This window comes from Actinomycetospora aeridis (assembly GCF_037400275.1).
Classification (GTDB): domain Bacteria; phylum Actinomycetota; class Actinomycetes; order Mycobacteriales; family Pseudonocardiaceae; genus Actinomycetospora; species Actinomycetospora aeridis.
Genome location: NZ_JBBEGL010000003.1, coordinates 539,483 through 564,718, shown reverse-complemented (window position 1 = coordinate 564,718; position 25,236 = coordinate 539,483). Strand labels below are relative to the sequence as shown.

The following is a 25,236-nucleotide window of genomic DNA, read 5'->3' as shown; positions in this document are numbered from 1 at the left end:
CTCAGGCGGACCGGGACACGGAGCGGGCGCAGCGGAAGCCGGAGAAGATCTGGCGACGGATCGGCAGGTCCCAGTTGCGGAACGTCGCGCGCGCGTTCGGGGTGCCGACGCCGAACGACGAGCCGCGCAGCATGCGGAAGTCGCCGCCGAAGAAGACCTCGGAGTACTCCTTGTACGGGAACGGCTCGAAGCCCGGGTAGCCCTCGAACCCCGAGTCGCACCACTCCCAGACGTCGCCGATCAGCTGGTGGACGCCCCGCGGCGACGCGCCGGCCGGGTAGGCGCCGACGGGCGCGGGCTGCAGGTGGCGCTGGTCGAGGTTGGCGCGCTCGGGCGTCGGGTCGTCGTCACCCCACGGGAAGCGGCGGGTGGTGCCCGTCGCGGGGTCGTGGCGGGCCGCGAACTCCCACTCGACCTCCGTCGGCAGGCGCTTGCCGGCCCACGCGGCGTAGGCGGCGGCCTCGCCGAAGCTCACGTGCAGGACGGGCTGGTCGGCCACGTCCCCGATCGCCTCGCGCACCCCGAACGACGTCCGGTGCCACACCCCCTCGACCTGCTCCCAGGTCATCGGCGCGGTCCAGCCCTCGGCGGTGATGTGCTCCCAGGCGGCGTCCGACCACAGCGACCGGTCGCGGTACCCGCCGGCGTCGACGAAGCGCGCGTACTCGGCGTTGGTGACCGGCGCGGCGTCGAGCCAGAAGTCCGCGACCCGCACGGGGTGGGCGGGCTTCTCGTTGTCGAGCGCGGCGGGCTCGGTGGAGGTCCCCATCAGGAACTCCGCACCGGCGTGGAACACCTCGGTGCCCGGCAGTCCGGGCACCGACGACGCCGGCGGCGGGTCCGCGTGCAGCACGGGCGCGCCGGCGCGGAGCTGGTGGGTGGCGAGCATCGTCTCCACGTGCTGCTGCTCGTGCTGCACGATCATCGAGAAGACGAAGCCGTCGGCGAGGGTGCGGCGCTCGTCGAACGCTGCGGCCTCGAGGTGCTCCAGGGCGCGCTCGCGCACCCGGTCGCCGTAGACCCGGGCGCCGGCGGGGTCGAGCAGCGGCAGCGCGGGACGGCCGGCGCGCGGGTTGGTGAACGCGTCGTAGAGGTGGTCGATGTCCTCGCGCACGCCGGCGACGAGGTCCGCGTCGGGCGCCGCCCGGCGCGCCAGCCAGTAGTCCTCCATGTTCGCGATGTGCGCGACGTCCCAGTGCAGGGGCGACATCAGCGGGGAGTGCTGGCGGGTCAGGTCCGGGTGGTCGCTGCCGAACACGTCGTGCGTCAGCGACCGCGTCCGGGCACGGGCCGCCGCGAGCTCGGCCGCGAGGCGGTGGCGCAGAGCGGTGCGGTCCGTGCGGCCGGTGCGGTCGGTGCTGCCGGGGGTCGTGGCGGTCATGCGTGCTCACCTCCGAGGAGGGGGACGTCGGGATCGTCGGGCTCGAGCGGCTCGTCCGACGGCGGGCCGGAAGCGAGGACGTCCTCGGCCGCGTCGAGCGGGTCGTCGGCGGGGCAGCGGCCCCGCAGCACCCGCTCGGTGATGAACCGGTCGACGAGCTCGTGCACGTCGGACGGGAGGTCGGCGAACGCCGGGCCGGCGAGCGTGCGGTGGGCCTGCGCGAACACGTCCCCCGCGGCGCGGCGCAGCACGCGGTCGGCGAGGCCGTACCGCGCCGCGGCGGTCCAGCGGTCGACGGCGGGCTCCGCCGCGGCGCGGGCGCGGGCCACGGTGTCCGGGTCCTGCATCAGCGCCGCGACGACGACCAGCGGGACGACCCACTCGTCGCCCGCCTGCTGGTCGAGGTAGCGGACCTCGAGGTGGCCCTGCGGCCGGACGGGCGGGAAGAGCGTCGTGAGGTGGTAGTCGAGGTCCGCCCGGACGGGCGCGGGGGCGAGCCCGCCGTCGATCCACTGGGCGAACGTGACGTCGGGCGCGTCCCACGCCCCGTCCCGGCGCAGGCAGAGCAGCCGGGTGTCGAGCGCGCGGCGGGCGTACTCGGAGGCCGGGTCGTCACCGAAGGTGCGGGGCGGGCCGGTGCGCTCGGGGTCGAGCGCCATCCACGCGGCCCAGCGGGACGACTTCCACCCGGTGCGGCGACCGTGGACGGCCGGGGAGTTGGCGAACGCGGCGAGCAGGACCGGGCCCAGCTCGTGCAGGGCTGCCCAGCGCCGGGCGACGTCGTCACCCTCCCCCGCGTCGACGCAGACCTGCACCGCCGTGGTGGAGCACATCATCGTGCGGCCGTGCGGGCCGATGCGGTCGAACGTCGCCTCCATCGCCGCGTAGCGCGGGATCCGGAGCAGGCGGCGCGGGGGACGCAGCGGGTCGCTCGCGCGCGGCACGGTGGTCAGCCCCTCGGCGGCGAGCAGGGTGTGCAGGCCGGCCACGTCGGTGCGGACGGCGCGCACGAGGGCGCCGACGGTCGGCAGCGGCGGGCTGGCGATCTCCACCTGGCCACCGGGCTCGACGGTGACCGTGCCGCCTGCGGGGAGGGGCGCGGGGCCGGAGCCGTTGGTGCGCGCGTGGGGTGTGAGGGTGCCGGGCGCGTGCGGTCCGAGGGCACGGGCCAGCACGGCGGGGTCGAGGGGGCGGGCGGGGTCGTCGTCGTGGCGCACGAGCCATTCGAGCTCGGTGCCGACGAGGCGCGGCGGACCGTGCTTGAAGCACACGGACGCGACGTAGGCCTCGGCCGCGGCGCGGTCCGGCAGCGGGCCGTTGGGGTCGATCGCCACGCGATCACGAGCCGCGGTCGACACGCCGCCCGCGCCGGAGCGCACGGAAGGTGTCGGAGCCGGCACGGAGCCTCCCTGATCGACCGACACCGGCAGTGATCACCGGGGTCGCTGTTGCAGACGCACACGGACTCTCAGCGACGCTACACGCGGGTCGGGCGACCCGCAGGAGGTCCGAGAACGATTGGCCGCGATGCGAAGGTCACAGTGAGTGATCGCTCAGGCGACGGCGCGCGACGGGGCGAACTGCGTGTGGTAGAGGTCCGCGTACCGGCCGCCCCGCTCGAGCAGCGACGTGTGCGTGCCCTGCTCGACGACCCGCCCGTGCTCCACGACGGCGATGGTGTCCGCCGCCCGGACCGTCGAGAGGCGGTGGGCGATCACCACCGACGTGCGCCCGACGAGGGCCTCGGTGAGCGCCTCCTGCACCGCGTGCTCCGACTCCGAGTCCAGGTGCGCGGTGGCCTCGTCGAGGATCACGACCCGGGGCGACGCCAGCAGCAGGCGCGCGATCGTGAGCCGCTGGCGCTCACCGCCGGAGAGCCGGTGGCCCCGCTCCCCCACGACGGTGTCGAGCCCGGCCGGCAGGGCGTCGAGCAGCTCGCCGAGCCGTGCCCGGACCATCGCCTCGCGCAGCTCGGCGTCCGTGGCGTCGGGCGCGGCGTAGAGCAGGTTGGCCCGGACCGTGTCGTGGAACAGGTGCCCGTCCTGGGTGACGACGCCCACCGCGTCGCGCAGGTCGGCGAACGAGAGCTCGCGCACGTCGACCCCGCCGACCGCGATGCTCCCGCTGTCGACGTCGTAGAGGCGCGGGATCAGCGACGCGATCGTCGACCTCCCGGCACCGGACGGGCCCACCAGGGCGAGCATCCGCCCCGGCTCGACGTGCAGGTCGACGCCGTGGAGCACCTCGTGGTCGGGGCGCTCCTCGAGACGGGTGACCTCCTCCAGCGAGGCGAGCGACACCGCCGAGGCCGCGGGGTAGGTGAACCGGACGCGGTCCATCGTCACCCCGAGCGGGCCGGCGGCCAGCGGGGTGGGGTGCTCCGGCTCGGTCAGGGCCGGCTGCAGGTCCAGCACCTCGAAGACCCGCTCGAAGCTGACGAGGGCGCTCATGACGTCGATCCGGGCGTTGGCCAGTGACGTGAGCGGCGAGTACAGGCGCGTGAGCAGCAGCGCGAGGCTGACGACCGTGCCGGCGTCGAGGCGCCCGGTGACGGCGAGCCACCCGCCGAGGCCGTAGACCAGCGCCTGCGCGAGCGCGGCGACGAGGGTCAGGCAGGTCAGGAAGACGCGGTTGACCATCGCCGTGCGCACGCCGACGCCCCGGACGCGGTCGGCACGGTCACCGAACTCGTCGGCCTCGGCCTCGGGGCGGCCGAAGAGCTTCACCAGCGTGGCGCCGCCGGCGGAGAAGCGCTCGGTCATCTGCCCGGTCATGGCGGCGTTGAGGTCCGCCGACTCGCGCTGCAGCGCGGCGATCCGCCGGCCCATCCGGCGCGCGGGCAGCACGAAGATCGGCAGCAGGATCAGCGCCAGCAGCGTGACCTGCCAGGCGAGCGCCACCATGACCACGACGGCCAGCACGAGCTGGATGACGTTGGTGACGAGGCCGGAGAGCGTCGAGGTGAAGGCGCGCTGGGCCCCGATCACGTCGTTGTTGAGCCTGCTGACGAGCGAGCCGGTGCGCGTGCGCGTGAAGAACGCGAGCGGCATGCGCTGGACGTGCGCGAACACCGCCCGGCGCAGGTCGTAGATCAGCCCCTCGCCGATCCGGGCGGACAGCCAGCGCTCGCCGAGGGTGAGCCCCGCGTCGAGCACGGCGAGACCCGCGATGACGAGCGCGATGGTCACCACGACCGACGGCGCGGAGCGCTCGGTGATCGCGGAGACGACCCGCCCGGCGAGGACGGGGGTGGCCACGCCGATCACCGCCGAGGCCGTCGACAGCAGCAGGAACACCGCCAGCGTCCGGTGGTGACGCGCGGCGAAGCGCCAGATGCGCGGCAGTGTCCCCTTGGGCACCGACCGCGGCACGCTGTCCGCCTGCGCCGCGGACTGCATCAACGACCAGGCGTCCATCGCCCGCTCCCGTCGCTCGAGGACCGTGTGCCCCGCGAGCGTGCGACCTCGACCTTGGTGGAGGTCAAGTCCGAGGTGGAGGGAACCCCGCCGCGCGGGGCGGGCCCGCTACTTCTTCTTGGTGCGCGTGGCGCCCCCGCGCCCGCGCAGCGTGACCCCCGATTCGGAGAGCACGCGGTGCACGAATCCGTACGAACGTCCGGTCGACTCGGCCAGCGAACGGATGCTCGCGCCCTTCTCGTACTTCTTCTTCAGGTCATTGGCGAGCTTGTCGCGCTGGGTGCCGGTGATCCGCGCACCCTTCTTCAGGTCGGCCATCTCGTGTTCCACCCCTCGTCCGACCGCAGGTCCGGTCGACCCATGATGATCGTTCGGAGGGGTGTGCGCCACGGCACAATTCCCGTGATCGGTAAGCGGTTCGGCCGATCGGCGTGATCGAGGTCCGTTTGTCTGATCCTTCGGGAGGTGCACAAACCTCAGGCGAGCTCGACCAGTTCGAGATGGTCGGCAGAGAAATGGTCCTCCGTCCCGTCGGGGAGCAGGATCACCCGCTCGGGTTCGAGGGCCTCCACCGCACCCGGGTCGTGGGTCACGAGCACCACCGCGCCCTCGAAGCGCCGCAGGGCGTCGAGCACCTTCTCGCGGCTCGCCGGGTCGAGGTTGTTGGTCGGCTCGTCGAGCAGCAGCACGTTCGCGGCGCTCGACACGAGACCGGCGAGCGCGAGGCGGGTGCGCTCGCCGCCGGAGAGCGTGCCGGCGGGCTGCTCCAGCTGCTCGCCGGTGAACATGAACGCGCCGAGGAGCGTGCGCAGCTGCTGCTCAGGGGTGTCCGGGGCGGCGCTGCGGGCGTTCTCCCAGACCGATCGCGCCATGTCGAGGGTGTCGTGCTCCTGCGCGAAGTACCCGGTGCGCAGGCCGTGGCCGGCCTGGACCTCCCCGGTGTCGGGCGTCTCGGCCCCGGCGAGAATACGCAGCAGCGTGGTCTTGCCGGCGCCGTTGAGGCCGAGGATCACGACCCGCGACCCGCGGTCCACCGCGAGGTCGACGCCGGTGAACACCTCGAGCGAGCCGTAGGTCTTCGACAGGCCCTCGGCGGTCATCGGCACCCGGCCGCACGGGGCGGGCGCGGGGAACCGGATGTGCGCCACCTTGTCGTCGACGCGCTGCTCGTCCAGCCCGTCGAGCATGGCCTGGGCGCGTCGCGCCATCTGCTTGGCCGCGACCGCCTTGGTGGCCTTCGCCCCCATCTTCGCGGCCTGCACCTGCAGCGCGCCCGCCTTCTTCTCGGCGTTGGCGCGCTCGCGGCGCCGGCGGGCCTCGTCGTCGGCACGGGCCTGCTGGTACTTCTTCCAGCCCATGTTGTAGACGTCGAGCTCGCCGCGGGTGGCGTCGAGGAACCACACCTTGTTCACCACGGCGTCGATGAGCTCGGTGTCGTGGCTGATGACCACGACCCCGCCCTCGTGGGCCTGCAGGAACGAGCGCAGCCAGCCGATCGAGTCGGCGTCGAGGTGGTTGGTGGGCTCGTCGAGCAGCAGCGTGGTGCCCGCGTTGCCCCCGGCGTCACCGCTGGCGGCGAACAGGATGCGGGCGAGCTCGACGCGCCGGCGCTGCCCGCCCGAGAGCGTGCGCAGCGGCTGGGCCAGTACGCGGGAGGGCAGGCCGAGGTTCGAGCAGATCCGCCCGGCCTCGCTCTCCGCGGCGTAGCCGCCGAGGTCGGCGAAGCGCTCCTCGAGGCGCCCGTACTTGGCGATGGCCCGGTCGCGCGCCGCGTCGTCGGCGAGCTCGGCCATCGCGGTCTGGGTCTTCTCCATCTCGCGCAGCAGCTCGTCGAGCCCGCGGGCCGAGAGCACCCGGTCGCGCGCGAGCACGGTGAGATCGCCCTCGCGCGGGTCCTGGGGCAGGTAACCGACCGGCCCGGTGGAGCGGATCGTGCCGCCGTAGGGCTCGCCGGTGCCCGCGAGGCAGCGCAGCGTCGTCGTCTTGCCCGCCCCGTTGCGGCCGACCAGCCCGATCCGGTCGCCCGGCTGGACGCGCAGCGTCGCCCCGGCCAGCAGGACGCGGGAGCCGGCGCGCAGCTCGAGCTCGGACGCGGTGATCACGGTGGAGGTCCTCTGAGAGGTTCGGGGAGGTCGGTGGCGGGCGCTACGGGGCGCCACGCGGACCCCTCCACTGTACCGGCGTCGATCTGCCGGCCCGCCGGTGCGCGCCGCTCTAGGGTGCGGCCATGACCGACGCCACTCCCCCTGCCCAGGACCTCGCCGGGCGCGCCGCCCTCGTCACGGGCGCGAGCCGCGGCATCGGGTTCGGGGTCGCGCGCCACCTGCTCGCCCGCGGCGCCGCGGTGACGATCACGGCGCGCAAGCAGGCCGAGCTGGACGAGGCCGCCGCCTCGCTCGGCGCGCCGGACCGCGTGCTGGCCCTCCCCGGCAACGCCGGCGACGCCGCGGCGCGGGCGGCGGCCGTCGACGCCACCGTCGAGCGGTTCGGGTCGCTGGACGTCCTCGTCAACAACGCCGGCATCAACCCGCAGTACGGACCCCTCGTACACGCCGACCTCGGCGCCGTGTCGAAGATCTTCGAGATCAACGTCGTCGCGGCCCTCGGCTTCGTCCAGGAGGCCCACCGGGCGTGGATGGGCGAGCACGGCGGCGCGATCGTCAACATGGCGTCGGTGGGCGGGCTGCGCTCCAGCGGCGTGATCGCCGCCTACGGGGCGTCGAAGGCCGCCCTCATCCGCCTGACCGAGGAGCTCGCCTTCCAGCTCGGGCCGACGATCCGGGTGAACGCCGTGGCGCCCGCGGTGGTGAAGACGAAGTTCGCCGAGGCCCTCTACGCCCACGGCGAGGACGAGGTCGCGTCCCGCTACCCGATGAAGCGGCTGGGGACGCCGCAGGACGTCGCCACGCTCGTCGGGTTCCTCGTCTCCGACGACGCGTCGTGGATCACCGGGGAGACCGTGCGCGTCGACGGCGGGATGCTGGCCACCGGGAACGCGTGAGCCACCCGGGATCCGAACCCCACGGGCATCTCAACCGGACACCGGCACAATGAGGGTGACCAGGAGGTGAGCGCGGCATGGGGCTCTTCAGCAGATGGCGTCGCGGCGGTGGCTCCGGCGGGGTGGGCGGCGAGGGCGTCCGCCAGGTGCTCGACCGCGAGGCCGGGCCGGCCGACCTCGACCACCTCAAGGCCTTCGCGAAGAGCCGCGAGGGCGTGGCGTTCTACATCGAGCCGGAGACCACGGCCACCGACACCACCGTCGTCGCGGTGGCCTTCGACGGCGAGTGGACCCGCCGGCGCGTCGGGTCGCCGCGGGCCGCGCAGAAGCTGGCGCGCTCGGTGAAGGTCGCGTGCCACGACGTCACGGTCACCGGCTACCCGCCCGAGATGCGCCGCTGGAACGCGCGTGCCAAGGCCGACCGCGCGGCGCTCGAGGAGATGGCCCGCGCCGAGACCGAGAACGATCGCGACCGGTGAGCCCCCCCGCCCCGGTCGCCGACGTCGTCGTGGCCGGCGCGGGACCCGCCGGCCGGTCGCTCGCGCGGTCCTGCGCCGCCCGCGACCTGCGCACCCTGCTCGTCGACCCCCGCCCGCAGCGGGCGTGGACCCACACCTACGGCGCGTGGGCCCACGAGCTGCCCGACGACCTGCCGGGCGAGATCGTCGCGGCCCGCGGGCGCGGCGTGGCGATCGCGCAGCGCACCCACGACCTCGACGACGAGTACGCCGTGCTCGACACCGCGGCGCTCCAGCAGCACCTCACCGACCCCGCGGTGGCCGTCCGCCGGGCCCGCGCCGTCGGCGCCACCCCGGCCGGGGTCGGCCGGCACCCGGCGCTGCTGCTCGAGGACGGCAGCACGATCACCGCCCGCGTCGTCGTCGACGCCACCGGCGCCCGCCAGGTGCTCGCGCGCCGCGGCACGGCCCGGGAGCTCGACGGCGGACGCCCGCGCGCCGAGCAGACGGCGTTCGGGGTCGTCGTCCCCCGCGCGGTGGCCGCCCGGGTCAGCGGCGACCGCCTGCTGTTCATGGACTGGCGGCCCGCGCACGGACGTCCCGGGTGGCCGACGTTCCTGTACGCGGTGCCCCTCGACGACGAGCGGGTGCTGCTCGAGGAGACCTCGCTCGCGCGCCGGCCGGGGCTGCCGATGCCCGAGCTGCGCGCGCGGCTGCGGGCCCGGCTGCGCGCCGCGGGCCTGTCCGACGCCGAGATCCCCGACGACCCCGCCGACACAGAGAAGGTGCGCTTCCCCGTCGACTCGCCGCGGCACCGCTCCCCGTCCGGGGTGCTCGCCGTCGGGGCCGCGGACCCGCTCGTGCACCCCGCGTCCGGGTTCAGCCTCGCGACGTCGCTGCAGCTGGCCCCGCGCATCGCGACCGTGCTCGCCGACACGCTGCGCGGCGGCACCGAACCCGTCGGCGTCGCGCGGGCGGCCCGGCGGGTGGTCCGCTCCCCCGCCGCGGTGACCGTGCACGCGCTGCGCCGGCGGGGGCTCGAGACGCTGCTCGCGATGCCACCCGGCGAGGTGCCGGCGTTCTTCGACCGCTTCTTCGCGCTCCCGCCGACCCACCGGCGCGCCTACCTGAACGCCCGCGAGGACGTCGGCGCATCGGTGGCGGCCATGACGTCGTTGTTCGGACGACTGACCCCACGGCTGCGCGGCCACCTGATCAGGGGAACGCTGCTCGGGGCCAGGAGCGTCCGAACGGAGCAGTAGCGGTACGCTCGCGAACCGTAATCGTGACGGGTTCGTGACCCGCCACCGAGGAGGAGGGATTCTCCGCGATGGGTGCTTACCAGACCGTGGCCGTCGGCACGGACGGCTCGGAGTCGTCGTACCGGGCCGTCGACCGCGCGGCGACGATCGCGGCCGACAGCGGGGCCCTGCTCCTGATCATCTGCGCCTACAAGCCGGCGAGGTCCACCGGCGAGGCCCAGCAGGCGCTCGGCGAGGACGCGGCCTTCCACGTCGTCGGGTCGACGCCCGCCGAGGAGACGCTGCGCGACGCCCGCGAGCGGGCCGCCGCCAAGGGCTCGGTCGAGATCGACACGGTGGCCGTCGAGGGCGACCCCATCGAGCGCGTCACCGAGGTCGTCACCGACCGCAAGGCCGACCTCGTCGTCGTCGGCAACCGTGGCCTCAACAGCCTGGCCGGTCGCCTGCTCGGCTCGGTCCCGCAGGGGATCTCGCGGCGCGCCGGCAGCGACGTGCTCATCGTCCACACCACGTGACGGCGGGTCCGGAACCCGCGTCCCCACCCACCGGGGCCGACCCGCAGCGGTGGGCGCGGGCGCAGGAGCGGATCGAGGACCTGCTCCTGCGCGGTCCCCGGACCATGACCCGCGGCGAGGTCCAGGAGCGCACCGGGTTCACCCCGGAGCACACGGCGCGCCTCTGGAGCGCCCTCGGGTTCCCGGCGACGCCCGACGACGTGCGCGGGTTCGCCGAGGCCGACGTCGACGCCCTCGAGCTCTCCGGACGCCTGCTCGACGAGGACACCTTCGACGAGGCCGAGGAGCTCGCCGTCGCCCGCGCGCTCGGCCAGGGCCTGGGGCGCCTCGCCGAGTGGCAGGCCACGCTGGTGCGCCGCACGATCGCCGACGCGGGGCTCGCGCACGACCCCGACGCGATCGCCGACGCCGTCGAGGCGCTGGTCCCGACCCTCGAGCGGCTGCAGTCCTACGTCTGGCGCCGCCACCTCGCCGTCACCGCCGGACGCATGCTCTCGACGCTCGCGCGCCCCGACGGCGACGGTCCGGCGGAGAACCGCATGGTCGTGGGCTTCGCCGACATCGTCGGGTTCACCAGCCTGTCCCGCAAGATCGACGAGGTCGAGCTGCGGGCGGTGCTCGAGCGCTTCGAGACCGTGTCCGCCGAGGTCGTCGCCCGGGGTCGGGGCCGGATCGTCAAGACCCTCGGCGACGAGATCCTCTTCGTGTGCGAGCGGGTCGAGGACGCCGTCGACATCGCCTTCCGCCTCCACGAGGAGGTCCCCGACGGCGAGGAGCGCCTGACCCTGCGCGTGGGCCTCGCGCTCGGGGAGGTCCTGCCCCGGTACGGCGACGTCTACGGGCCGGTCGTGAATATCGCCAGCCGCCTGACGTCCGAGGCGCGCCCGGGCACGGTGCTCGTCGACGAGGACATGACCGAGGCCCTGCGCGCGACCGACCTCGACCTCGACATCCGCTCCGTGCCCGGCGTCGCCGTCCGCGGCTACCGCCACCTGCGCCCGCACGTGGTGCGCGAGCGGCGTGGGTAGCAGCGAACGTGCTGTTCGCTGCTTCTAGGCGCGCGAACTCCGCGTTGATCACCGGGCGCCGGTGATCGCGGCGCCGCGACCGGCACGTTGCGCATGATCACCCGGTGTCCGGGCCTGCCGAACGTGCCGCTCGCGCCGGCAACGCGGCCTCGACGAGCGAACGGCGCCCTCGCTGCTACGGAAGCAGCGAGAGCGCCGTTCGTTCCCCGGAGGGTCGTTCAGACGGTGAAGCCGAGCGCGCGGAGCTGCTCGCGGCCGTCGTCAGTGATCTTGTCCGGACCCCACGGCGGCATCCAGACCCAGTTGATGCGCACGTCGTTCGCCAGCCCGCCGCCGGGGCCCTGGGTCAGGGCGGCGCGGGCCTGGTCCTCGATGACGTCGGTCAGCGGGCACGCCGCCGAGGTCAGCGTCATGTCGAGGGTGACCACCGGGCCGGCGTCGTCACCGTGCACGTCGATGCCGTAGAGCAGGCCGAGGTCGACGACGTTGATCCCGAGCTCGGGGTCGACGACGTCGCGCATGGCCTCCTCGAGGTCGTCGTAGGAGGGCAGGTCCGCGCTCGGGGCCGGGGCCTCGGGCATCCCGGCCGCGCCGCGCTGAACGGTCTCTTCGGTCATGGGTTACCTCCAGCTTGAGCCTGGGCGACGGCGTCCTTGAACGCCAGCCAGCCGAGCAGGGCGCACTTCACGCGCGCGGGGTAGGCCGCCACGCCCGCGAAGGCGACGGCGTCGTCCAGCACGTCCTCGTCCGGCTCGACCTTGCCGCGACCCTGCACCATCTCCTGGTACGCGTCGAGGGTCTCGAACGCCTCGCCGACGGTGTGCCCGACGAGCAGGTCGTAGGCCACCGAGGTCGCCGCCTGGCTGATCGAGCAGCCCAGCGCGTCGTACGAGAGGTCCTCGACCTTGGCGTCGCGCCCCTCGCCGCCGGAGAGGTGCACGCGGACGGTGACCTCGTCGCCGCAGGTCGGGTTGACGTGGTGGACCTCGGCCTCGAACGGGTCGCGCAGCCCGCGGCCGTGCGGGTTGCGGTAGTGGTCCAGGATGATCTCCTGGTACATCGAGTCGAGCTTCACGACGGCACCACTCCGAAGAACTCCTGCGCGCGGCGCACGCCCGCCACCAGCGCGTCGACCTCGTCGAGCGTGTTGTACACGTGGAAGCTCGCGCGGATCGACGACTGCACGCCGAACGCCCGGTGCAGCGGCCACGCGCAGTGGTGCCCGACGCGCACGGCGATGCCGGAGTCGTCGAGCACCTGCGACGCGTCGTGGGGGTGGATGCCCTCGATCTCGAAGGCCACCGCCCCGCCGCGGGCCTCGGTGCTGCGCGGGCCGATGATCCTGACGCCGGGCAGGTCCTGGAGCTTCACCAGCGCGGCGCCGGTGAGCTCGTTCTCGTGGGCCTTCACGGCGTCCATGCCGATCGCGGAGAGGTAGTCGACGGCCGCGCCGAGGCCGATGGCCTGCGACGTCATCGGCACGCCGGCCTCGAAACGCGCCGGCGGCGGCGCGTAGGTCGAGCCCTCCATGCGCACCAGCTCGATCATCGAGCCGCCGGTGAGGAACGGCGGGAGCGCCTCGAGCAGCTCGCGACGCCCGTAGAGCACGCCGATCCCCGACGGCCCGAGCATCTTGTGCCCGGAGAACGCCGCGAAGTCGACGCCGAGCGCGTGCAGGTCGACCGGCGCGTGCGGCACCGACTGGCAGGCGTCGAGCACCGTGTACGCACCGACCGCGCGCGCCCGGCGCACCAGCTCCTCCACCGGCGGGACGGTGCCCAGCACGTTGGACTGGTGGGTGAACGCGACGACCTTGGTGCGCTCGGTGATCGGGTCGTCCTCGAGGTCCAGCCGCCCGTCGGACGTCACCGAGAACCACCGCAGCGTCGCGCCGGTGCGCCGGCAGAGCTCCTGCCAGGGCACCAGGTTGGCGTGGTGCTCCATCTCGGTGGTGACGACCTCGTCGCCCGGCCCGAGACGGAAGCGCTCGGCGGCCGCCTCGACGCCGTCACCGACGGACGCGTTGCTCATGCCGTACGCGACGAGGTTGATCCCCTCGGTCGCGTTCTTGGTGAACACGATCTCGCCGACGTCGGCGCCCACGAACGCCGCGATCCGCTCGCGGGCGGACTCGTAGGCGTCGGTGGCCTCCTCGGCGAGGGCGTGCGCGCCGCGGTGCACGGCGGCGTTGGACGTCTCGAGGAACGCGCGCTCGGCGTCGAGCACCGGCCGCGGGCGCTGCGAGGTCGCGCCCGAGTCCAGGTAGACCAGCGGCTTCGCGTCGCGGACGGTGCGGCTCAGGATGGGGAAGTCCGCACGGATCTTCGCGACATCCAGGGTCGCACCCCCGGCGGCGGTGGGTGCGAGAGCGGTCATGCCGGCTGCTCCTCCTTCTCGGCCGCGGCGCCCGTGAAGCGCTCGTACCCGTTGGCCTCGAGCTCCTCGGCGAGCTCCGGCCCGCCGGACTCGGCGACGCGGCCGTTCACGAACACGTGGACCTTGTCCGGCGCGATGTAGCGCAGGATCCGCGTGTAGTGCGTGATCAGGAGGATGCCGACGTCCGAGGCCGCCTTGTAGTCGTTGACGCCCTTCGACACGACGCGCAGGGCGTCGACGTCGAGACCCGAGTCGGTCTCGTCGAGGACCGCGATCTTCGGCTTGAGCAGCGCCATCTGCAGCACCTCGTGGCGCTTCTTCTCGCCGCCCGAGAAGCCCTCGTTGACGCTGCGCTCGGCGAACGCCGGGTCGATGTCGAGGTCGGACATCGCGCCCTTGACCTCCTTGACCCAGTGCCGCACCTTCGGCGCCTCGCCGCGCGTGGCGGTGGCCGCCGAGCGGAGGAAGTTCGACATCGAGACGCCGGGCACCTCGACGGGGTACTGCATCGCGAGGAACAGCCCGGCGCGGGCCCGCTCGTCGACGGCCATCTCGAGGACGTCCTCGCCGTCGAGGAGGACCTGGCCCCGGGTGACGGTGTACTTCGGGTGGCCCGCGATCGAGTACGCGAGCGTCGACTTCCCGGAGCCGTTCGGACCCATGATCGCGTGGGTCTCGTTCGAGCTCACGGTGAGGTCGACCCCGCGCAGGATCTCCTTGGGGCCGGACTCGGTCTCGACCTCGACGTGCAGGTCGCGGATCTCGAGGGTGGACATCAAGCCTCTTTCAGCAGTACGTGGTGGAAGGGGGGATCAGCGCCGGCTCAGACGCCGACGACCTCGAGCTCGGCCTCGATGGCCGCCTCGAGGCGGTCGCGCAGCGCCGGCACGCGGACCTTCTGGATGACCTCGCCGAAGAAGCCGCGGACGACCAGACGGCGTGCCTGGGCCTCGGGGATCCCCCGCGCCATCAGGTAGAACAGCTGCTCGTCGTCGAACCTTCCCGTGGCGCTGGCGTGGCCGGCGCCGACGATCTCGCCCGTCTCGATCTCGAGGTTCGGCACCGAGTCGGCGCGGGCGTTGTCCGTCAGCAGCAGGTTGCGGTTGAGCTCGTACGTGTCGGTGCCCTCGGCCGCCTTGCGGATCAGCACGTCGCCGATCCAGACGGTGTGGGCCGCGGTGCCCCCCTCGATGCCCTGCAGCGCGCCCTTGTACATCACGCGCGACCGGCAGTTGGCCACGGAGTGGTCGACGAGCAGGCGCTGCTCGAAGTGCTGACCGCCGTCGGCGAAGTAGAGGCCGTCGAGCTCGACGTCGCCGCCGGGCGCCCGGTAGTTGATGACCGGGGACAGGCGCACGAGGTCGCCGCCGAGCGTCACCGACGTGTGCCGGATCGTCGCGTCGCGGCCCACCGACAGGTGCTGCGCGCCCACGTAGACGGCGTCGTCGGCCCAGTCGTGCACCTCGACGACCTCGAGCTTCGCGCCGTCGGCGACGACGAACTCGGTGTTGGCGGCGACGGTGCCCGACCCGCGGTGGTCGAGGACGACCACGGCCTCGGCGTGGTGCTCGAGGCGCAGCTGCAGGTGCGCGTACGCGCTCGACCCCTCGCCGGGACCGGTGACGGTGATCGTGAGCGGCTCGTCGTCCGAGCGCGCCTCGTTCACCGTGACCACGTGGGCCTCGGTGAACGACGACCACGCCTGCGCCGCGACGCGGTCGGCGGGGATGCCGCCGTCGCCGAGGCGGGCGTCGTCGCGACCCACCGTCTCGTGCTTCGTGCCCGTGCCGGCGAGGTCGCCCTCGTTGTCACCGAACCCGGTGCGCACGGTGACCCCGACGGCGCCGTCCGCCGACGCCGAGCCGTCGTGCAGCCCGCGCAGGCGGCGCAGCGGCGTGAACCGCCACTGCTCCTCGCGCCCGCGCGGGACCTCGAAGGACTCGACGTCGTAGGAGGTGTGCCGCTCCTCCCACGGAGCGATCTTCGGTGACGACGCGGTCTTGATGCCGGGGTCCACGTCGAGGACCGGGGCGCCGGGGGCGGTCGTCGAACCGCCCCCGGTGGAAGCGACAGGAGTGTCGGTCATCCGACAGCGCCCTCCATCTGCAGCTCGATCAGGCGGTTGAGCTCGAGCGCGTACTCCATGGGGAGCTCGCGCGCGATGGGCTCGACGAACCCGCGCACGATCATCGCCATGGCCTCGTCCTCGGTGAGGCCGCGGGACATCAGGTAGAAGAGCTGGTCCTCGCTGACCTTCGAGACGGTCGCCTCGTGGCCCATCGTCACGTCGTCCTCGCGGACGTCGACGTAGGGATAGGTGTCCGAGCGGCTGATCGTGTCGACCAGCAGCGCGTCGCACTTCACCGTCGACCGCGAGTGGTGGGCACCCTTGTTCACGCGGACCAGCCCGCGGTACGAGGTGCGTCCGCCGCCGCGCGCCACCGACTTCGAGATGATCGTCGACGACGTGTGGGGCGCGAGGTGCACCATCTTGGCGCCCGCGTCCTGGTGCTGGCCCTCGCCGGAGAACGCCACCGAGAGCACCTCGCCCTTGGCGTGCGGCCCGGTCAGCCAGACGGCCGGGTACTTCATGGTCACCTTGGAGCCGATGTTGCCGTCGACCCACTCCATGGTCGCGCCCTCTTCGGCCTTGGCGCGCTTGGTGACCAGGTTGTAGACGTTGTTCGACCAGTTCTGGATGGTCGTGTAGCGGCAGCGGCCGCCCTTCTTCACGACGATCTCGACGACCGCGGAGTGCAGCGAGTCGGACGAGTAGATCGGCGCCGTGCAGCCCTCGACGTAGTGGACGTAGGCGTCCTCGTCGACGATGATCAGCGTCCGCTCGAACTGGCCCATGTTCTCGGTGTTGATCCGGAAGTAGGCCTGCAGCGGGATGTCCACGTGGACGCCCTTGGGCACGTAGATGAACGAGCCGCCGGACCACACCGCCGAGTTCAGCGCGGAGAACTTGTTGTCACCGGCCGGGATCACCGAGCCGAAGTACTCCTCGAACAGCTCCGGGTGCTCGCGCAGGCCGGTGTCGGTGTCCATGAAGATGACGCCCTGCTGCTCCAGGTCCTCGCGGATCTGGTGGTACACGACCTCGGACTCGTACTGCGCCGCGACGCCGGCGACGAGGCGGGCCTTCTCGGCCTCGGGGATGCCGAGCTTGTCGTAGGTCGCCTTGATGTCGTCGGGCAGGTCCTCCCAGGAGGCGGCCTGCTTCTCCGTGGACCGCACGAAGTACTTGATGTTGTCGAAGTCGATGCCCGAGAGGTCGGAACCCCACTGCGGCATCGGCTTCTTCTCGAACGTCGAGAGCGCCTTGAGCCGCGCCTGGAGCATCCAGTCCGGCTCGCTCTTCTTGTCCGAGATGTCGCGCACGACGGCCTCGTTGAGGCCGCGCTGCGCGCTCGCTCCGGCGACGTCGCTGTCGTGCCACCCGAACTGGTACTGCCCGAGCGCCGCGAGGGTCTCCTCCTGGGTGAGCTCGGCCGGGGCGGTGGGGGTGGTCCGCTCCGCGGAGGTGGTCATACGACCTGCCTTCCCTTGACGTCGGTGGTGGTGAGGTCCTGCTGTCCGTGCGGCTGTCCGTGCTGCTGTCGCGGCACGTGGGTGGTGCACGCGGCGTCGCCGCGCGCGATCGTGGACAGCCGCTGGACGTGGGTCCCCAGCAGCTCGGCGAAGATCTCGGTCTCCGCCTCGCAGAGCTGGGGGAACTCGGCGGCCACGCCGGCCACCGGGCAGTGGTGCTGACACAGCTGCGCGCCTGAGCTGGTCGGCCGCGACGACGCCGCGTAGCCCTCCCGGGACAGCGCCCCGGCCAGGGCCTCGACCCGCTCGGTGCGGTCGGGCGCGCCCTCGATCTCGTGCTGGTGGGTCTCGAGGAGCCCCAGGATGCGCCGGCGGGCGAAGGCGCGGACCGCGTCCTCCCCCGCCACGTCGGACAGCTCGCGCAGCGCGGCGACGGCGAGCTCGGCGACGTCGGCCTCGCCGCGTCCGGCTCGCCGGCGGCCCTGCTCGGTGAGCAGGTGCTGACGGGCCGGCCGTCCCCGTCCCCGGCCGGAGGCCCGGGGCGCGTCGCGGGTGGCGACGGTCTCGTCGGCGACCAGGGCGTCGAGGTGGCGGCGCACCGCGGCCCCCGACAGGCCCAGCACCCCGGCGAGATCCATCGCCGTGGTCGGGCCGTGCTCGAGGAGCCTGCGGACGATGAGGTCCCGCGTCCGACCGTCGTGACCGTCGACCATGGTCCTCACCTCCTGCACGTTCTTGTTAGGGCTGCCTTGTTTTTGACAACACCAGTCTTGCTTATTTGTCGCCGCCGGGCAAAGCGGACCCCCGCACCGGGCGAGGTGATCGCACTCACGCAGGGTCACCTAACCCGCACGCCGCCCCGGGGTACGGCGGGCGGGGCCGGCGGACGGCCTCGGTATCGTCCCCGCCCGTGACCGGCACCGCGGAGGCACCTGCGCCGGTGCCCGCTGCCGTGTCGCCGTCGGTGACCCCGCCGGGCGCGCAGCCTCCCCCGCCGACGCCCGACGAGCGGCGACGTCTCCGCACGGTGCGCCGCTTCGGCACGACGGGCGCGCTGCTGATGGCCGTCGGTGCGCTCGGGTGCGGCGCGACGCCCGCTCCGGCGTACAACCCGCTGCTCGGCACGCGGGTGCTCGGCCTCTGGGGCCGCATGCCGACGGTGTCGCTGACGCTGGCCTACATCGGCATGGGCATGCTCGTGCTGGCGTGGCTCTGGCTCGGGCGGCTCGCCTGGCCGGGCCGTGTGCGCCTCTCGGTGCGCCAGCTGACGCGGATCCTCGTCATGTGGATGGCGCCGCTCGCCGTCGCGCCGCCCCTGTTCTCCACCGACGTCTACGGCTACCTCTCCCAGGCCGAGGTCGTCTCGCGGGGCTTCGACCCCTACATCTACGGCGCCGCACAGGCGCTCGGGCTCTCCGATCCCCTCGTCGCGAGCATCCCGACCATCTGGCGCACCACACCGTCGCCGTACGGGCCCGGCTTCCTGTCCTTCGGACGTCTCATCACGGCGATCGCGGGCGACGACATCGTCCTGGGCGTCTACCTGCACCGGGCCCTCGCGCTCGCCTCCCTGGGCCTCGTGATCTGGGCGGTGCCGCACCTGGCGCGGCGGGCCGGCGTCGAGCCGATCGCCGCGCTCTGGCTCGCGATCAGCCCGCTCGTGCTGTTCCACCTGGTGAGCGGCATCCACAACGACGCGATCATGATGGGCGTCGTCCTCGCCGGCATGGAGATCGGCATGCGGCGCTCCTGGGTGCTCGGCGCGCTGCTGATCGGGCTCGGCGCCTCCGGGAAGATCCCGGCGGTCGTGGCGCTCGGGTTCCTCGCCGCGCACGTCGCCCACGAGCGCGGGGGCGGGTTCGCCCGGCTGGTGCGCTACGGCGCGGGGTGCTCGGCGCTGGGGCTCGGCACGGTCGCCGCCGTCTCGGTGGGCAGCGGGCTGGGCTTCGGCTGGATCCAGGCCCTCGCCGTGCCGAACCTGCTGCGCAGCTGGCTCTCGGTCACCACGGACCTCGGGGTGCTCGGCGGCTGGCTCGGCGGGATCCTCGGTCTCGGCGACCACACCGACGCCGTCCTCGACCTCACCCGTGCCGCGGGGCTCGGCGTCGCCGCGCTGGTGTGCGTCCTGCTCGTGTTCATGGTGCTGAACGGGCGCCTGCACGCGATCGCGGGCATGGGCTACGGCTTCGGCGCGGTGTTCCTCGCCGGGCCCGTCCTGCACCCCTGGTACCTGCTCTGGGCCGTCGTCCCGCTCGCCGCGTCGGTGCGCAACCCGAAGATCCGCGGCTTCGCCGTCGCCGTGTGCGCCATCGTCGCCCTGCTGGTGCCGCCCACCGGCGCCGACTTCTCGTTCCGCACCTACCAGCTCCCCATGGCCATCACGGCGGCAGCGCTGCTCGCGCTGGTCCCGCTGGCGGCGGTGCGTGGGCGCGTGACGCGCACCCCCTCCACCTAGGCTGTCCGACGTGTCGCGATCAGCGGGCGCTCTCGAGGTGCGCGACCTCGTGGTGCGCTACCAGGGCCGCGCGGCCGTGGACGGGCTCGACCTCGACCTCGCCCCCGGCCAGGTGCTGGCCCTGCTCGGGCCCAACGGCGCCGGCAAGACCACCACCGTGGAGGTCTGCGAGGGCCTGCGTCCCCGCGACGGCGGGCACGTGCGCGTGCTCGGCACCGACCCCGCCGGCGCACCGGACGCGCTGCGCGCCCGCATGGGCGTCATGCCCCAGGGCGGCGGCGCGTACCCGGGTGTGCGCGTCCGCGAGATGGTCGGGCTCGTCGCGGCCTGCTCCGCGCGCCCCCTCGACCCCGACTGGCTCGTCGAGACGCTCGGGCTGGGGGCCTGCGCGCGCAAGCCGTTCAAGCGGCTCTCCGTCGGCCAGCAGCAGCGCCTCGCGCTCGCCTGCGCCGTCGTCGGACGCCCCGAGCTGGTGTTCCTCGACGAGCCCACCGCGAGCCTCGATCCCCAGGGCCGCCGCCTCGTGTGGGACCTCGTACGCGCCCTGCGCGCCGACGGCGTCGCGGTGCTGCTGACCACGCACCTCATGCAGGAGGCCGAGACCCTCGCCGACCACATCGTGATCATCGACCACGGCCGGTGCGTCGCCGAGGGCAGCCCGGACACCCTCACCGCCGCCGGGGCCGACCGCGAGCTGCGCTTCCGCGCCGCGGCGGGCATGGACCTGCGCCTGCTCGCGGACGCCCTGCCCGAGGGGTGCACGGTCTCGGAGCCGACGCCGGGGAGCTACCTCGTCGAGGGCTCCATCGACCCGCAGGTGCTCTCGACGGTGACGTCGTGGTGCGCGCGACAGGGCGTGCTCGCCGACGACCTGCGCGTGGCGCGCCGCAGCCTCGAGGACGTGTTCCTCGAGCTCACGGGACGCGAGCTGCGTTCGTGAGCCCCTTCGAGGCCGGCACCTTCACCCCCGCTCCCGGGCGGGGGCCGTTGGGGCGGATGCTCACCACGCAGGTCGCCCTCGAGACGCGGCTCGCGCTGCGCCAGGGCGAACAGGTCCTGCTCACGCTGATCATCCCCCTCGCGCTGCTCGTCGGGCTCACCCTGCTGCGCGTCGTGCCGCTGCCGGAGCCGCGCGCGACGTCGGCGCTGGGCACGGTCCTCGCGCTCGCCGTGATGTCGACGGCGTTCACCAGCCAGGCGATCTCGCTGGGCTTCGACCGCCGCTACGGGGTGCTGCGCCGCCTCGCGGCCACCGCCGTGCCCCGCTGGTTGATCGTGTGCGGGCGCCTCGGCGGGATGGCCGGCGTGGTGCTCGTCCAGGTCGTGGTGCTGGGGCTGGTCGCCCTGGCCCTCGGGTGGCGGCCCGGCGCGGGCTCGCCGGGCTGGGTGCTGCTGCTCGTGGTCCTCGGCACGGCGGCGTTCGGGGCCGTCGGCGTGCTGCTCGGCGGCAGCGTGCGCGCCGACATCGTGCTCGCCGTCGCCAACGTCGTCTGGTTCGTGCTGCTGTTCGCCGGCGGCGTGCTCGTGCCGGCGGCGGCGCTGCCCGGCCCCCTCGCGGCGGTCGTCCAGCTGCTCCCCTCCGGCGCCCTGGCCGAGGGGCTGCGCACGGCGCTCGCCGGTGGCACCCCGTCGGTGGGTCACGTCGTCGTCCTGCTCGTGTGGACGGTCGTCGCCGGCGGGATCGCCACCCGCACCGTGCGCTGGAGCTAGCCCCCTACGACGGGACGTAGGATCAGCCCTGTGCTGGAGCGCCTCCCCGCCACCCCGCCCGGGCTGATGCGCGGGCTCGCGATGGCCGCGGTCGTCGGCCAGGCCGGCATCGCGGTCACGGGGGCCGTCGTCCGTGTCACCGGTTCCGGTCTCGGCTGCCCGACCTGGCCCGAGTGCTTCCCGGGCAGCCTCGTGCCCGTGCCGCACCCCGAGATCGCGGTGCTGCACCAGTGGGTCGAGTTCGGCAACCGGCTGCTCGGGATCGCGCTCGTGCTGATCACGGCGGCGTGCCTGCTGGCGGCGCTGAACGTGCGGCCGCGGCGGGGGCGGCTCGTGCTGCTGGCCGCCACCATGCCCCTCGGCGTCGTCGCCCAGGCCGTGATCGGCGGCGTCACCGTCCTCACGGGGCTGGCCTGGTACACGGTCGCGCCCCACTTCCTCGTCACGATCCCGCTCATCTGGCTCGCCGTGCTGCTCGTCCGCGAGTCCTCCCCCGCCGCGATGGCGGCACCGGCCGGGACCCCGTGGCGCCCCGCCGTCCCGTCGGCGCTGCGCGGCCTGCTCGCCGTCACCTCGGTCGTCCTCGTGGCCCTGCTCGTCGCGGGCACGCTGGTCACCGCGGCCGGCCCGCACGGCGGCGACGCCGCGACGCCGCGCCTCGAGGCCGTCCCGCTGCCCACCCTCGCGACCGCCCACGCGCACCTGCTGTTCGCCTTCCTGGGCCTGCTGGTGGGCACGGGCTTCATGACGCACGCGGTCGGCGCGCCCCGGGCCGTGATCGTGCGCCTGCGGGTGCTCGTCGTGCTCACCCTCGCGCAGGGCGCCCTGGGCGGCATCCAGTACGCCCTCGGGGTCCCCGAGCTCCTCGTCGCGCTGCACGTGCTCGGCGCGGTGACCACGGTCGCCGCGGCGGCGTGGCTCTGGGCCGCGACGGCCGAGCCGGACACGGCGCCGCGCGCCGCCGAGGCGCCCGCTCCTGCCCTCGCCGGGAGGCCGTGACCCGTGCGCGCGATCCAGGTCGCCCGCCTCGGCGGGCCGGAGGTCCTCGAGCCCGCCGACCTCCCCGACCCCGAGCCCGGCGTGGGCGAGGTGCTCGTCGAGCTCGCGGTGGTCGGCGTCAACTACATCGACACCTACTTCCGCGCGGGCATCTACCCGACGGCGCTGCCCTTCGTGCCCGGCCTCGAGGGCGGCGGCACCGTCCGGGCGGTCGGGCCGGAGGTCACGACCGTCGCCCCCGGCGACCGGGTGGTGTGGACCAACGCGATCGGCTCCTACGCGACGCTGGCGACGGTCCCGGCCGCCGAGCTGGTCACGATTCCCGACGACGTGGGGCTCGAGACCGCGACGGCCGTGGCCCTGCAGGGCATGACCGCGCACTACCTGCTCCACGACACCTACCGCGTGGCCGTCGGCGACACGGTCCTCGTGCACGCGGCGGCCGGCGGGATGGGCCTGCTGCTGTGCCAGATGGCGCGGGGGCTCGGCGCCCGCGTGATCGGCACGACCTCGTCGGAGGAGAAGGACGCGCTCGCCCGCGAGGCGGGCGCGCACGAGGTCCTGCGCTACGGCGACGACCTCCCCGAGCGGGTCCGTGCCCTCACCGGCGGCGAGGGCGTCGCGGTGGTCTACGACGGCGTCGGCGCCTCGACCTTCGACGCCTCCCTCGCGTGCCTGCGCGTGCGCGGCGTGCTGGCGCTCTACGGCGCCGCGAGCGGCCCGGTGCCGCCGGTCGATCCCCAGCGGCTCAACAGCGGCGGCTCGCTCTACCTCACCCGCCCCTCGCTGTTCTGGCACGTCCGGACACCCGAGGCCCTCGCCCACCGCGCGTCGGAGGTGTTCGGGGCCGTGGCCGCCGGCGACCTGTCGGTGCGCATCGGGGGCCGCTACGCCCTCGACGACGCCGCGTCGGCCCACCGCGACCTCGAGTCGCGCCGGACGACGGGGAAGCTCCTGCTGGTGCCCTGACGCGGTGCGAGAGGCACGCGCGGCAGGTCGCGGTGCCGTCTGATCATGCGGAACGTGCCGCTCGCTCCGCCGCGCGCACCTCCAGGGCTTCCCGTACCCGGGCAGCGAAGGTGGCGGGGCGGCGGTAGAGGTCCTCCCACGTCGCCGGGATGACGAGCCAGCCCGCCGCCGCGAGCACCGCGAAGCGCTCCTGGTCGCGGCGCCAGCGCTCGGGATCCGTGCGGTGGAGGTCGCCCTGGTACTCGACGGCGACCTCGAGGTCGGGCCACCCCAGGTCGACGTGTGGTAGCCACGCCGCCCGCACGCCGGGAACGGGGCACTGCACCACCGGGCGCGGGATGCCGTGCTCGACGAGCGAGAGCCGCAAGCGGGTCTCCGGCGGGCTCCCCGATCCCGGCTCGGCCGCCTCCACCGCGGGCGCGAGCCGCCGGTGACCCCGCGGCCGGGACCGCCCTCCGACGTGCTGCAGGATCGCCGCGGGGTCGAACTCCCCCACCGCCGCGAGGGCGTCGAGCGCCACGACCCCCTCGACGAAGCCCACGGCGCGCACCAGGTCCCGGGCTGTGCGCACGGGCGAGGTGACCGACACGCCGTCGACCACCTCGATCTCGTCGTCACGGAGGACGTCCTGCCTGATGGTCAGACCTGCGCGGGAGCGCAGACGACGCGGCCCGACGATCAGGTCGACGGGCGCCCCGCGCGGTGCACAGTCGGCACCGTGGAGGGCGGCCGCCGCGTAGCCGCCGACGACGGCGCCATCGACGAGCAGCGACGCGGCGTGCGCGCGCGAGACGAGATCGTCGGGCGTCGAGGCGGCGACGTGGGTGCCGCGGAAGGGGCTGCGGAAGCCGGGACCGGCGAGCCGGCCCCGCGTCGGCGCGCCGGCCTCCTGTGCGTCACGGGTCCGGAACGGGTGAGAGGTGTCCACACGGGTTGGAGGCGCCAGCACCCCGATCGGTTCCATCACGCCACGAGAGGCACGTTTCGCATGATCGAGAGGCGTCCGGACCTGCCGAACGTGCCTCTCGCCGTGGGAACGACCTAGAACGGCCAGCCGAAGACCGGCCAGCCGATGGCCGAGTCGACGGCCACCGCCACGAACAGGCCCGTCAGGTAGGTGTTCGAGAGGTGGAACAGGCGCATCGACTGCACGACCTCGTCGCGCTTGACGGCGGCGTCGAGGCGGTGCGCCGCGATGAGGAACCAGACGCCCCCGAGCGCCGCGACGCCGAGGTAGATCCACGACGTCGCGGGGACCAGCAACGCCGACCACGCCACCATCGCCCAGGAGTAGGCGACGATCTGGCGGCTCACGCGCCGGGGCGAGGCGACGACCGGGAGCATCGGGATGCCCGCGGCCGCGTAGTCGTCGCGGTAGCGCATGGCGAGCGCCCAGAAGTGCGGCGGCGTCCAGAAGAAGATGATCGCGAAGAGCACCCAGGCGGGCCAGCCGACGGTGCCCGTCACCGCGGCCCAGCCGATCACCACGGGCATGCAGCCCGCGGCGCCGCCCCAGACGATGTTCTGGGCGGTCCGGCGCTTGAGCAGCAGCGTGTAGACGAGGATGTAGAAGGCGATCGCCGCGACCGACAGGCCCGCGGCCACCCAGTTCGCGGTGAGGCCGAGCCAGACCGCCGACAGGGCGCCCAGCACCAGCCCGAACACCAGGGCGTGCGAGCGCGGCACGGCCTCGCGGGCCAGCGGGCGCTTGCGGGTGCGGGCCATCTTCGCGTCGATGTCGGCGTCGACGACGCAGTTCAGCGCGTGGGCGCTGGCCGCGGCACCGGCTCCGCCGACGAGGACGGAGAGCACGAGCCAGAGGGAGGGCACCGACCGCTCGGCGAGCATCATCGCCGGCACCGTGACCACGAGCAGCTGCTCGATGATCCGGGCCTTGGTCAGCGCCAGATAGGCCCGCACGGTGGTGAGCAGGCCGCCCCGCCGCGTCGCGGGGACCGGGCCGACCGCCGTGCTCACTCGGTGGCACCTCGCTGTGGTGGACGTACTTGCTTCGGGCACGACCCGCGTCTCCTACACGCTGTCGTCGGGGAAGTCTGCACCCCCGCGGCTCCGCCCGCTCGCGGGGGGCGTCCCCCGGCCGGTGCGGTGTCCGCCACGTCACGGCCGGGTGA

At 74.0% G+C, this 25,236-nt stretch carries 24 protein-coding genes and 1 pseudogene; 10 read left to right on the top strand and 15 right to left on the bottom strand.

Going from position 1 to position 25,236, the window contains the following annotated elements:
* Position 1: 1 nt before the first annotated feature.
* From egtB to WCD41_RS31125, 6 genes and pseudogenes are all read right to left on the bottom strand, one after another.
* Positions 2-1,381: an ergothioneine biosynthesis protein EgtB gene (gene egtB / locus WCD41_RS13235; RefSeq protein WP_337713885.1), complete on the bottom strand. Its 1,380-nt coding sequence runs from the start codon at positions 1,379-1,381 to the stop codon at positions 2-4.
* A complete protein-coding gene (gene egtA, locus WCD41_RS13230; RefSeq protein ID WP_337713884.1) occupies positions 1,378-2,715 on the bottom strand; it encodes an ergothioneine biosynthesis glutamate--cysteine ligase EgtA in 1,338 nt (445 codons plus the stop codon). The genes egtB and egtA overlap by 4 nt, the downstream gene beginning before the upstream one ends.
* Positions 2,716-2,934: 219 nt before the next feature.
* Positions 2,935-4,797: an ABC transporter ATP-binding protein gene (locus WCD41_RS13225; RefSeq protein WP_337713883.1), complete on the bottom strand. Its 1,863-nt coding sequence runs from the start codon at positions 4,795-4,797 to the stop codon at positions 2,935-2,937.
* Positions 4,798-4,905: 108 nt separating this feature from the next.
* Positions 4,906-5,115: a helix-turn-helix domain-containing protein gene (locus tag WCD41_RS13220; protein ID WP_133828818.1), complete on the bottom strand. Its 210-nt coding sequence runs from the start codon at positions 5,113-5,115 to the stop codon at positions 4,906-4,908.
* A gap of 158 nt (positions 5,116-5,273) precedes the next feature.
* Positions 5,274-6,200, bottom strand: a complete 927-nt coding sequence (locus WCD41_RS31130) for an ATP-binding cassette domain-containing protein (RefSeq protein ID WP_373695138.1) — start codon at positions 6,198-6,200, stop codon at positions 5,274-5,276.
* Positions 6,201-6,323: 123 nt separating this feature from the next.
* Positions 6,324-6,869 (bottom strand): annotated as a pseudogene (locus tag WCD41_RS31125) (ATP-binding cassette domain-containing protein); the annotation flags it as partial.
* Between the two features lie 155 nt (positions 6,870-7,024).
* Here WCD41_RS31125 and WCD41_RS13210 point away from each other — a divergent pair.
* The 5 genes from WCD41_RS13210 to WCD41_RS13190 all read left to right on the top strand — a co-directional run bounded on the left by WCD41_RS13210 (position 7,025) and on the right by WCD41_RS13190 (position 11,061).
* The gene (locus tag WCD41_RS13210) at positions 7,025-7,798 is read left to right on the top strand and encodes an SDR family oxidoreductase (RefSeq protein WP_337713881.1); all 774 of its coding nucleotides are present in this window, start codon (positions 7,025-7,027) and stop codon (positions 7,796-7,798) included.
* A gap of 77 nt (positions 7,799-7,875) precedes the next feature.
* Entirely contained in the window at positions 7,876-8,277 is a 402-nt protein-coding gene (locus WCD41_RS13205; protein WP_337713880.1) for a hypothetical protein, read from the top strand.
* Positions 8,274-9,518 (top strand): lycopene cyclase family protein, encoded by a 1,245-nt coding sequence (locus WCD41_RS13200; protein ID WP_337713879.1) that lies wholly within the window; start codon positions 8,274-8,276, stop codon positions 9,516-9,518. Before WCD41_RS13205 ends, WCD41_RS13200 begins: the two co-directional genes overlap by 4 nt.
* Positions 9,519-9,586: 68 nt before the next feature.
* Positions 9,587-10,033: a universal stress protein gene (locus tag WCD41_RS13195; RefSeq protein ID WP_337713878.1), complete on the top strand. Its 447-nt coding sequence runs from the start codon at positions 9,587-9,589 to the stop codon at positions 10,031-10,033.
* Positions 10,030-11,061, top strand: coding sequence for an adenylate/guanylate cyclase domain-containing protein (locus WCD41_RS13190; RefSeq protein WP_337713877.1), 1,032 nt, complete (start codon positions 10,030-10,032; stop codon positions 11,059-11,061). Before WCD41_RS13195 ends, WCD41_RS13190 begins: the two co-directional genes overlap by 4 nt.
* Positions 11,062-11,279: 218 nt before the next feature.
* Here WCD41_RS13190 and WCD41_RS13185 read toward each other — a convergent pair whose 3' ends face one another.
* The 7 genes from WCD41_RS13185 to WCD41_RS13155 are packed head-to-tail and all read right to left on the bottom strand — an operon-like array spanning position 11,280 to position 17,813.
* Positions 11,280-11,678 (bottom strand): metal-sulfur cluster assembly factor, encoded by a 399-nt coding sequence (locus tag WCD41_RS13185; protein ID WP_337713876.1) that lies wholly within the window; start codon positions 11,676-11,678, stop codon positions 11,280-11,282.
* Positions 11,675-12,136, bottom strand: a complete 462-nt coding sequence (gene sufU / locus WCD41_RS13180; RefSeq protein ID WP_133828827.1) for a Fe-S cluster assembly sulfur transfer protein SufU — start codon at positions 12,134-12,136, stop codon at positions 11,675-11,677. Before sufU ends, WCD41_RS13185 begins: the two co-directional genes overlap by 4 nt.
* Positions 12,133-13,437 carry a cysteine desulfurase gene (locus WCD41_RS13175; RefSeq protein WP_337713875.1) on the bottom strand — a complete coding sequence of 435 codons (1,305 nt, stop codon included), beginning with the start codon at positions 13,435-13,437 and terminating at the stop codon, positions 12,133-12,135. Before WCD41_RS13175 ends, sufU begins: the two co-directional genes overlap by 4 nt.
* Entirely contained in the window at positions 13,434-14,213 is a 780-nt protein-coding gene (gene sufC / locus WCD41_RS13170; RefSeq protein WP_337713874.1) for a Fe-S cluster assembly ATPase SufC, read from the bottom strand. Before sufC ends, WCD41_RS13175 begins: the two co-directional genes overlap by 4 nt.
* 47 nt (positions 14,214-14,260) lie before the next feature.
* Positions 14,261-15,523, bottom strand: coding sequence for a Fe-S cluster assembly protein SufD (sufD, locus tag WCD41_RS13165; RefSeq protein WP_337713873.1), 1,263 nt, complete (start codon positions 15,521-15,523; stop codon positions 14,261-14,263).
* Positions 15,520-16,971, bottom strand: coding sequence for a Fe-S cluster assembly protein SufB (sufB, locus tag WCD41_RS13160; RefSeq protein WP_337713872.1), 1,452 nt, complete (start codon positions 16,969-16,971; stop codon positions 15,520-15,522). Before sufB ends, sufD begins: the two co-directional genes overlap by 4 nt.
* Positions 16,968-17,813 carry a helix-turn-helix transcriptional regulator gene (locus WCD41_RS13155; protein WP_337713871.1) on the bottom strand — a complete coding sequence of 282 codons (846 nt, stop codon included), beginning with the start codon at positions 17,811-17,813 and terminating at the stop codon, positions 16,968-16,970. Before WCD41_RS13155 ends, sufB begins: the two co-directional genes overlap by 4 nt.
* 68 nt (positions 17,814-17,881) lie before the next feature.
* On the opposite strand from WCD41_RS13155, the gene mptB reads away from it, so the two are divergent.
* The 5 genes from mptB (at position 17,882) to WCD41_RS13130 (ending at position 23,104) form a co-directional block, all read left to right on the top strand.
* Positions 17,882-19,426 carry a polyprenol phosphomannose-dependent alpha 1,6 mannosyltransferase MptB gene (mptB, locus tag WCD41_RS13150; protein ID WP_337713870.1) on the top strand — a complete coding sequence of 515 codons (1,545 nt, stop codon included), beginning with the start codon at positions 17,882-17,884 and terminating at the stop codon, positions 19,424-19,426.
* Positions 19,427-19,436: 10 nt separating this feature from the next.
* Positions 19,437-20,366 (top strand): ABC transporter ATP-binding protein, encoded by a 930-nt coding sequence (locus tag WCD41_RS13145; protein WP_373695125.1) that lies wholly within the window; start codon positions 19,437-19,439, stop codon positions 20,364-20,366.
* Positions 20,363-21,136 carry an ABC transporter permease gene (locus WCD41_RS13140; protein WP_373695124.1) on the top strand — a complete coding sequence of 258 codons (774 nt, stop codon included), beginning with the start codon at positions 20,363-20,365 and terminating at the stop codon, positions 21,134-21,136. Before WCD41_RS13145 ends, WCD41_RS13140 begins: the two co-directional genes overlap by 4 nt.
* A gap of 66 nt (positions 21,137-21,202) precedes the next feature.
* Entirely contained in the window at positions 21,203-22,135 is a 933-nt protein-coding gene (locus WCD41_RS13135) for a COX15/CtaA family protein (RefSeq protein WP_373695137.1), read from the top strand.
* Between the two features lie 12 nt (positions 22,136-22,147).
* Positions 22,148-23,104, top strand: coding sequence for a quinone oxidoreductase family protein (locus WCD41_RS13130; protein WP_337714219.1), 957 nt, complete (start codon positions 22,148-22,150; stop codon positions 23,102-23,104).
* A gap of 43 nt (positions 23,105-23,147) precedes the next feature.
* On the opposite strand, the gene WCD41_RS13125 is transcribed toward WCD41_RS13130, so the two are convergent.
* Complete coding sequence (locus WCD41_RS13125; RefSeq protein ID WP_337713868.1) at positions 23,148-24,032, bottom strand: endonuclease domain-containing protein; 885 nt, start codon at positions 24,030-24,032, stop codon at positions 23,148-23,150.
* Between the two features lie 113 nt (positions 24,033-24,145).
* Positions 24,146-25,081 (bottom strand): heme o synthase, encoded by a 936-nt coding sequence (locus tag WCD41_RS13120; protein WP_337713867.1) that lies wholly within the window; start codon positions 25,079-25,081, stop codon positions 24,146-24,148.
* Between the last annotated feature and the right edge of the window lie 155 nt (positions 25,082-25,236).

Bases quoted from the DNA above. Each gene is read 5' to 3' on its own strand.
- egtB (WP_337713885.1), bottom strand. From the start codon at position 1,381: ATGACCGCCACGACCCCCGGCAGCACCGACCGCACCGGCCGCACGGAC.
- WCD41_RS13225 (WP_337713883.1), bottom strand. From the start codon at position 4,797: ATGGACGCCTGGTCGTTGATGCAGTCCGCGGCGCAGGCGGACAGCGTG.
- WCD41_RS13220 (WP_133828818.1), bottom strand. From the start codon at position 5,115: ATGGCCGACCTGAAGAAGGGTGCGCGGATCACCGGCACCCAGCGCGAC.
- WCD41_RS13210 (WP_337713881.1), top strand. From the start codon at position 7,025: ATGACCGACGCCACTCCCCCTGCCCAGGACCTCGCCGGGCGCGCCGCC.
- WCD41_RS13205 (WP_337713880.1), top strand. From the start codon at position 7,876: ATGGGGCTCTTCAGCAGATGGCGTCGCGGCGGTGGCTCCGGCGGGGTG.
- WCD41_RS13195 (WP_337713878.1), top strand. From the start codon at position 9,587: ATGGGTGCTTACCAGACCGTGGCCGTCGGCACGGACGGCTCGGAGTCG.
- WCD41_RS13185 (WP_337713876.1), bottom strand. From the start codon at position 11,678: ATGACCGAAGAGACCGTTCAGCGCGGCGCGGCCGGGATGCCCGAGGCC.
- WCD41_RS13175 (WP_337713875.1), bottom strand. From the start codon at position 13,437: ATGACCGCTCTCGCACCCACCGCCGCCGGGGGTGCGACCCTGGATGTC.
- sufC (WP_337713874.1), bottom strand. From the start codon at position 14,213: ATGTCCACCCTCGAGATCCGCGACCTGCACGTCGAGGTCGAGACCGAG.
- sufD (WP_337713873.1), bottom strand. From the start codon at position 15,523: ATGACCGACACTCCTGTCGCTTCCACCGGGGGCGGTTCGACGACCGCC.
- sufB (WP_337713872.1), bottom strand. From the start codon at position 16,971: ATGACCACCTCCGCGGAGCGGACCACCCCCACCGCCCCGGCCGAGCTC.
- WCD41_RS13135 (WP_373695137.1), top strand. From the start codon at position 21,203: ATGCGCGGGCTCGCGATGGCCGCGGTCGTCGGCCAGGCCGGCATCGCG.